This is a genomic window from Phocaeicola barnesiae DSM 18169 = JCM 13652, assembly GCF_000374585.1.
Lineage (GTDB): Bacteria > Bacteroidota > Bacteroidia > Bacteroidales > Bacteroidaceae > Phocaeicola > Phocaeicola barnesiae.
Window position 1 is genome coordinate 206,208 of the sequence record NZ_KB894649.1, and the last position, 8,266, is coordinate 214,473.

Genomic DNA, 8,266 nt, shown 5'->3' on the forward strand with positions numbered 1-8,266 from the left:
AACCCCCACAAACCGATAAAGTCCTAGCCACAGAATACCTTCCCCAAACATCCCCTCCAGACAAACAACGCCGGGAAGTCTTTCCAGACTTCCCGGCGCAATATGAATGAATAAAGACGATTATGCCAAAGCAGAACCCATCAAGAAGGTTGCAGCCAAAGCAACGATGGCATACAATTCAGGGAATACGGCAAGAATCAACGTATTACCGAATACATTATGACCCTGACCGATAGCAGCGATACCGTTGGCACAAACCTGACCCTGACGGATAGCAGAGAAAAGAGCTACCAAGCCCAGACCGATACCGGAACCCAATACGGCACAAGCCTGAATACCGGTGATTTCGGGAGTCAATACATTAAAGATACTTTGGAACATGAAGTAACCGGCGAAACCATACAGACCCTGTGTACCCGGAAGAGCTGTCAGAACCAAGAAATTACCGAAAGCGCTATCGTTCTTCTTCAAAGCGCCGATAGAAGCATTACCTGCGATAGTTACACCATAAGCACTACCGATACCAGACAAACCTACCATAATTGCGATGCCGATGTAGGCAATCAAAAGATTCATTTCCATAATTATAAATTTTAATTTTTATACAATGTATTCGTTCTCTCCTTCAACATCGTCAAGCGATGCGGACAGCCCGGAGAAAGGTGCATGCCCTTGTTTTTGATCAATTGATATTATTTTCCTTTAATTCTTAAAAGGTTTATACTCTTTTCCTCCGCCTTCGTAACCGGCATTCTTGAAGAATTCCACAAAGGTCAGACGCATCGGGTGAACCATCGCTCCCAGCACATTCATGAAGATATTGATGGAATGTCCGATAAGGAATATCAATACCATCACAATCGGACCGGCGATGATGTTATCCGGACTCATTCCCACAGCCAGACTGTTGAACACACTGGCCAGAATACCTCCAGACAAGCCTAAAGCGAACAGACGGACGTAAGAAAGGATATCACCCAACAGACCGGTAGCCATGTTGTAAGTATCCCACAATCCCAGGCCGAAATTGACAAAGACATTCTTGTCCGGGCTGTTGTACAGATAAGCCATCAGTGCACCAATGGCCAGGAAAACCAGGTGTACAGTACCTCCCATCGGCAGAACAGATGGAGCAGCGAATGCCAAGGCAGTACTTACCAGAATAATCAGCCAGCCCACCGTAGCTACCGCATACTTGAAACCGAACTGGATTGTCTGATTGACGGCCTTCAGAATCATACCAAAGATAATCTGTACACCACCTAGAATCAACGAGAGGTTGAACATCTGCTGGTTATCCAGATAAACAGCATCCTTCAGGCGCTGGAAGAAAGGTATGTGGATATCATAGAGATTGAAACCGAAACAGGTTCCAGTCAGCAGACCGCATACCATCGTCGATAAGCCCAGGATCTGTACCAAGGTAAGGATGGACTTCATGGACGGTTCAATCTTCTTTGCTACCATCCGATATACGGCTACAGCAAGCACCATGAACAGACCATATCCGGAATCCCCCAGACACAAGCCGAAGAACAGCATGAAGAAAGGAGCAAAGAACGGAGTCAAATCCAATTCATTGTACTTCGGAAGCATATACAGACGCATAATCGGTTCAAACAAACGGAAGAAGCCTTTGTTATCCAAACAGATTGGCACATCGTCTTCCGGTGTCGGATCGCTCACTTCATAATAAGCTTCCTGGGCTGACAAGAACTGCTGGATTTCATCGATTGCCTTTACCGGTGCCCAACCTTCCAGCAACATCAGTTTGTTGTCGGCCACGGCATCCGAACTCAACACGACTTTAGAGAACTCTATCCGGGTCTGCACATCATGCTGTGCAGCCTGTAAATCCGGCAAAGCCGTTGCTGCCAACTGTTTCAGCTGCTCTTGCAATGCCTCCTGTTGGCGCAACATCTCTTGTCGACGATTTTTCAGCGCACTCAACGAACCGGCAGGCAACTTGACAGCCTCCACTTCCAGTTCCACCTCTTCACCTACCGGAGTAACCGTTACAAAAAACAGTTTCGATCCTTCCCGATTGATAAGAGTAGCATGATACAGGTCTATCCATTCCTCGGAGAACTGTTTTTCCGAGCACTGATAAAAATCAATGCGGTAACCGGCATCACGCAAGCGGTCGACAGACTCCGGAGCGAAGTCTCCCCACGGTTCCATGACAGTAATCTCCTTTTCTACAGCCTGTATACGCTGTGACAACTGCTGGAGTTCTGCCTGCAGACGTTCTATTGTCTCCAAAGCCTCCACACCTTTCTGGACATTTCCTTCGTGCGGCTGGGCAGGCACCATCAACTGCTGCAGGTATTTTCCGGCAGCCGAATAGCGGCCGGTCAGACGGATGGCTTCCTGAAGTTCTGCATTTTCGGCGGTTCCCTGTGCACGTGTGGTCACATGAACCAATCCCAGATCACGCAGGCTGGTCAGGAAAGTCTCATACTCTTTGTGGTAGACCAGGAAAGTCAGTTTTTTCATTTTCGCAATCATACCTCAGCCTCCTTTCTCTTCTCCTGGATAGACTTCAGAATCTTCTGTGAAGACTTCGACAGGTTCTCTTCGTCTTCCATGAAACGTTTAATCTTTCTCAAAGCATCCTGATAACCGGGAATCTGTACCTTCTCGAAAAGATTCACCTTCTGAGTCGTTTTCTTGCGGGCATGTTCCAACAATCCCAATTTGGCGAGCGTAAACTCCCGTTCGATAGCGGTCTCTGCCAGCTTCTTCAGAATATGGATACCATCGGCATACCATTTCGGACTGCAGAAAACGCTGTAAGGACGGATTTCAAAGTCCACGGTCTCCAACAAAGGGACCCGGACTCCGGCTATCTTACGGACGCCCAAATGAACATCCTTCACCCGGATGAGTGAAGCGTCGAATTCATTCCAGAGTGCGAACATGGCCTCATACGCCTGAATCTGTTTCTCCAGACGCTCCTCCAGTTCAGCAGCCTCGGTCTTACACCGCTTCACCTCCAGACGAAGCGCGCTTTCCTTGTTCTTGATGATAGGAAGCGTACGCACGCGAATCTTGAGTTGCTTTTCAAGCTGCTGCAACGAAGTTTTATTATATTGAAATTTTATAGCCATCGCATTAATGATAAAATATTACTTCTTCCAGTACTGGTCTACGAACTCTTTCTTGATGTTTACCTCTTCCGGCTTGAAATACTTGCTGAACAAGCCCCAGGTCACATCAAGCATCTCAGTCGTATTCAGATTGACATCGATAGCCAGCAACTGGTTAGCATAATCCTTGGCAAAAGCCAAAGCACGTTCGTCATAATTCGTCAGGTCGAAACCGTTTTCCATCTTGGTCTTCGCATTCGCCGCATCGGCATACAGACGTACAGCCGCATTCATAACCTGCGGATGATCCTTACGGGTCTTCTTACCGCTTACCAGCTGTTTCAGACGTGACAATGAACGGAACGGATCGACAATGACCTTACCGATATCGCTGTCTCGACGCAGGAACAACTGACCTTCGGTAATGTAACCTGTGTTATCCGGTACAGCGTGAGTAATATCTCCACCAGACAATGTAGTCACGGCAATGATGGTAATGGAACCGCCTGAAGGGAACTGCACAGCCTTTTCGTAGATTTTCGCCAAATCGGAATACAAAGAACCCGGCATGGAGTCCTTCGACGGAATCTGATCCATACGGTTTGACACGATGGCCAAGGCATCGGCATAAGAAGTCATATCGGTCAGCAAGACCAACACCTTCTCGTTATGCTCCACAGCGAAATATTCTGCGGCAGTCAATGCCATATCCGGAATCAACAGACGTTCTACCGGCGGATTTTCCGTTGTATTGACAAAACTGATGATACGGTCCAATGCACCGGCATTCGAGAACACGTTCTTGAAGTACAGGTAGTCGTCGTTCGTCATACCCATACCACCCAAGATGATCTTATCGGTCTCTGCACGCAAGGCTACGTTAGCCATTACCTGGTTGAAAGGCTGGTCCGGGTCGGCAAAGAACGGAATCTTCTGACCGGATACCAGTGTATTATTCAAGTCGATACCCGCGATACCGGTAGCAATCAGTTCGGACGGCTGTTTACGACGGACCGGATTTACAGACGGACCACCGATTTCGACTTCCGTTCCTTCGATTTCCGGTCCCCCGTCAATCGGTTCACCGAAAGCGTTGAAGAAACGTCCGGCCAACTGTTCACTGACCTTCAATGTAGGTGACTTGCCCAAGAATGTCACTTCCGCATTGGTAGGAATACCTTCTGTACCCTCGAACACCTGAAGTGTCACTTCATCACCGGCAATCTTCACCACCTGGGCAAGTTTGCCGTTTACCATAGCCAGTTCATCATAACCTACCCCGGTCGCTTTCAACGAACAGGTAGCCTTTGTAATCTGGCTGATTTTTGTATATATCTTTTGAAATGCTTTTGTTGCCATTATCGTACTGTGTATAGTTTAAACAAATCCGATTATTTCACACTCCGTTCGGCAACCAGATCTTTCAGTTGTTTCTGGAACTCGACATACTGTTCCGATCTGAACTTCGAATAGTTCATCTGCTTGCAGATATTGATCATCTTCTTGAAATAATCCATAACCTCAACAAAGTTATCGAATTCGAAGTCGGTATGACAGATATCGATAATCTGGTTTACAATCTCTTCCTGACGTTCCATCGGAGTCACTGAATCAACTTCATCAAAGGCATCCTGCTGCAGGATAACGAAGTCAATCAATTCAGATTTCCAGAAAATGACATGATATTCCACCGGTACACCGTCATCACCCAAAATGTTGATCTGCTCGGCGATTTCCTTACCTCTCAATAGACGGGTCTTCAATTCGTTTACCTTTCCAATCCATTCATTGTTGATACGTTCTGTAATGTATTCTTCAAATTCCGGATATTCCAGGTATTTGGAATAGGAATCAATCGGGTTCACAGCCGGATAACGTTTACGGTCTGCACGTTCCTGCTCCAATGCATAGAAGCAACGGGCTACTTTCTTTGTGTTTTCTGTGACAGGCTCCTTCAAGTTACCACCCGCCGGCGATACAGTTCCGATAAAGGTAATGGAACCGGTATGGCCATTATACAGCTGCACATACCCTGCACGGCCATAGAAGTTGGAAATAATGGCAGAAATATCCATCGGGAAAGCATCCGGACCCGGAAGTTCCTCCATACGGTTGGACATTTCACGCAAAGCCTGTGCCCAGCGGGAAGTGGAGTCGGCCATCAGCAACACCTTCAACCCCATGGCACGATAATATTCCGCCATAGTCATAGCGGTGTATACAGATGCTTCACGAGCTGCAACCGGCATGTTTGAAGTATTGGCGACAATGATGGTACGTTCCATCAACTTACGTCCGGTATGCGGGTCAATCAGTTCCGGGAATTCGGTAAAGATTTCCACAACCTCGTTGGCACGCTCACCACAGGCAGCAATGATTACAATGTCCGCTTCAGCCTGTTTGGAGATAGCATGCTGCAACACAGTCTTACCCGTACCGAACGGTCCCGGGATAAATCCGGTACCACCTTCTACAATCGGATTGACTGTATCGATGACACGTACACCGGTTTCCAGCAATTTATAGGGACGGGGTTTCTCCAGATAGTTGGTCATCGCCTTCTTTACCGGCCATTTCTGAATCATATTCACCGGAATCTCTGCCCCATCTTTTCCTGTCAGGACAACGACAGTATCTTCGATGGTATATTCTCCTTCTCCAACGATGGACTTCACACGATAAGTGCCCGTCAACTGGAAAGGTACCATAATCTTCAGTAACTGGTGATTCTCTTCCACTTCACCCAACCACGCAGACGGTCCCACTTCATCGCCGGCTTTCACCAACGGTTTGAAGAGCCATTTACGCTCCTTATCCAACGGATAGGTATATTGTCCTCTTTTCAGGAAGACACCTTCCATCTTGTCCAGGTCATTCTGCAAACCATCATAGTTCTTCGAAAGCATACCCGGACCCAATGTTACTTCCAGCATGTGGCCCGTAAACTCAGCCTCGGCACCGACCTTCAGTCCACGTGTACTTTCAAACACCTGAACATATACATTCTGGCCGACAACCTTGATTACCTCAGCCATCAAACGGTCGCCTCCGGTCTTGATGTAGCATATTTCATTCTGTGCTACCGGACCATCAACAGTCAGTGTAACCATATTGGCGATTACACCTGAAACAGTTCCTTTTGTTGCCATTCTATTCTTGTTTTTCTATTTTCTAAATTCTTCAGGAATCTGAACTTCATTCTTCAAGTTCTGAATCAGTTCACGGAATAGTTCATTACCCTTTTCTTTATCCAATGCAATCCAACGCTCAATCATTTCCAGTTGCAGAAGGAAGACAAACAGACGTTCGATGGTGAAATAATGGAAGAATGATTCATCCTCCAACCATTTCCACTTCAACAAATCCACCTTCTTTTCACGTTCCACCAATTCTTCCACTTCCGCCACCCGTTGGATGCTGTCAAAATAATCCAGCATTTCGTTCAAGCCGAAGTCACGGGCGTTCGATGTCCGCAACTGCTCGCACACCTCTGTATCGCCTACCACTACATTGTCGACATCCAACTTGTATTTACGGGCCGACAACGCTGCCAGAATATTGTTGAGATTCAATGAGAACTCAAACCATCCCGACACAAAGCGATTGCTGCACTGCATCGCATAAGCATAATATGCAGCCGCCAACAAATCCTGTGCACTGTACAGTTCATCAGGGGACAAAGTAAAATAGCGGGAAATGAAATCGTAGAGATAAGTAGGGAATCTGCTGTCGGGAGTATCACCTTCCCGAACCGCGTCGATGAGCTGCAGCAACTCCTCGGATGAAAAGTTTCCGCGCCCAGAAACCCGTGCATCTTTGTCTTTCAACAACTTCAGCAGGTCTTCATTATCAAACTTCAGATAGAACAGGTCGATAATCTGCCTGTCCTTCACCGAAAGTTCAGGATAAAGTTCCGTTTTAAAGCTGTCTACTGTATAGCTCAACTTGCCATCCTCAAGTGATATATCAGGCAAGCCGGCCACCAGATAATAATAAGTACTCATAACACTACGTTAAAACAACATTTTTACTAACTGAGGACGAAGGAATTCCTTGAAATAGTTCTCAAATTCCTCTTCGCCAAAGTTCACCTTATAAGAGCCATCAGCAGGAGCGATGGAGAACAAAGTCTTGATACCATTCACCTGCTCAATTTTTACACCCTTATCCAATAATGTTTTAGCGTTTGCAGTAAAGTACTTGGTTAAAGCGTCAGCATCCTGTACGGAAATGACAATCGGTTCATTGGCAGACCACCGGATAGCCAATGCTACAATAAACTTGTTCAAATAATCCTTGTTGGCAGTAAAGCCCTTTACAGCTTCTGTAACTGTCTCATTCGTCAGCAGGTTGGTCACTTCTGTCTTCAAGGCATTGAGTGCTTGTCCGGCAAACAGCTTCAGCTCAGACTGCGTATTTTCTTTCATTTCATCAGCCGATTTCCGAGCCTCGGCAAGAATGGCTTCTGCCTCCTTACGAGCCGCTTCAATCATTTGTTGCGCCTCCTTTTGGGCTTCACTGACCAGTCGCTGTGCCTCTGCGTTACCTTTTTCTACACCCTCACGATAAATCTTATCAGTAAGCTCCTGAATCTTGTTTTCCATGATTAAATCTATTAATAAATTTAGTTTTCCTTTTTTAAGGTCCTCAAATATACTAAAACAACCTAACAAAACAATTCATTTTCCATCAGAAAATTCACAACAACCAACGATTTTTCACATATTATATATTCCATGAGTCTTTTCGATGAAATTCTAACACAAAATACGAAGGAGGCCATTCAATTTTCCTGAACAACCAATTTTAAAGAAATACATGAACATGTATAGACAGATTTTCTTACAGAAGTGTTTCCGGAAACAGACTTCACGCCTTCACAAGCCAGGCAGCAGCCTGGTATACAAGGCATTTTCGGTGAAGGGGGATGTTTCACCGTGAAGGATAAATCCCGGCGAGGGAGGATTCACGGCGGAAGGCCGTGCGGGGCGTCCGGCGGACCGACGGCACGACGGGACACAAAAAAAGCCCCGGACCTCCTTGCGGAATCCGGGGCCTCAAGACGGCGACTACCTACTCTCCCACTTGCGCAGTACCATCGGCGTGACGAAGCTTAACTTCTCTGTTCGGAATGGGAAGAGGTGGAACCTTCGTGCTATAGTCACCTGAATACCTTT

Annotated in this window: 7 protein-coding genes and 1 rRNA gene; all 8 read right to left on the reverse strand. The window is 46.5% G+C overall.

What is annotated here, in order from left to right; genetic code table 11:
- Positions 1–120: 120 nt before the first annotated feature.
- Positions 121–582 (reverse strand): V-type ATP synthase subunit K, encoded by a 462-nt coding sequence (locus C510_RS0108995; RefSeq protein WP_018711015.1) that lies wholly within the window; start codon positions 580–582, stop codon positions 121–123.
- Between the two features lie 120 nt (positions 583–702).
- Positions 703–2,508: a V-type ATP synthase subunit I gene (locus C510_RS0109000; RefSeq protein WP_018711016.1), complete on the reverse strand. Its 1,806-nt coding sequence runs from the start codon at positions 2,506–2,508 to the stop codon at positions 703–705.
- A complete protein-coding gene (locus C510_RS0109005) occupies positions 2,505–3,110 on the reverse strand; it encodes a V-type ATP synthase subunit D (protein WP_018711017.1) in 606 nt (201 codons plus the stop codon). The genes C510_RS0109000 and C510_RS0109005 overlap by 4 nt, the downstream gene beginning before the upstream one ends.
- Before the next feature lie 18 nt (positions 3,111–3,128).
- Complete coding sequence (locus tag C510_RS0109010; RefSeq protein ID WP_018711018.1) at positions 3,129–4,448, reverse strand: V-type ATP synthase subunit B; 1,320 nt, start codon at positions 4,446–4,448, stop codon at positions 3,129–3,131.
- A 32-nt stretch (positions 4,449–4,480) separates the two neighbouring features.
- Positions 4,481–6,238, reverse strand: coding sequence for a V-type ATP synthase subunit A (locus C510_RS0109015; protein ID WP_018711019.1), 1,758 nt, complete (start codon positions 6,236–6,238; stop codon positions 4,481–4,483).
- 15 nt (positions 6,239–6,253) lie between these two features.
- The gene (locus C510_RS0109020) at positions 6,254–7,093 is read right to left on the reverse strand and encodes a DUF2764 family protein (RefSeq protein WP_018711020.1); all 840 of its coding nucleotides are present in this window, start codon (positions 7,091–7,093) and stop codon (positions 6,254–6,256) included.
- A gap of 9 nt (positions 7,094–7,102) precedes the next feature.
- Positions 7,103–7,693, reverse strand: coding sequence for a hypothetical protein (locus C510_RS0109025; RefSeq protein ID WP_018711021.1), 591 nt, complete (start codon positions 7,691–7,693; stop codon positions 7,103–7,105).
- Between the two features lie 456 nt (positions 7,694–8,149).
- A 5S ribosomal RNA gene (gene rrf, locus C510_RS0109035) occupies positions 8,150–8,258 on the reverse strand.
- Positions 8,259–8,266 lie beyond the last annotated feature (8 nt).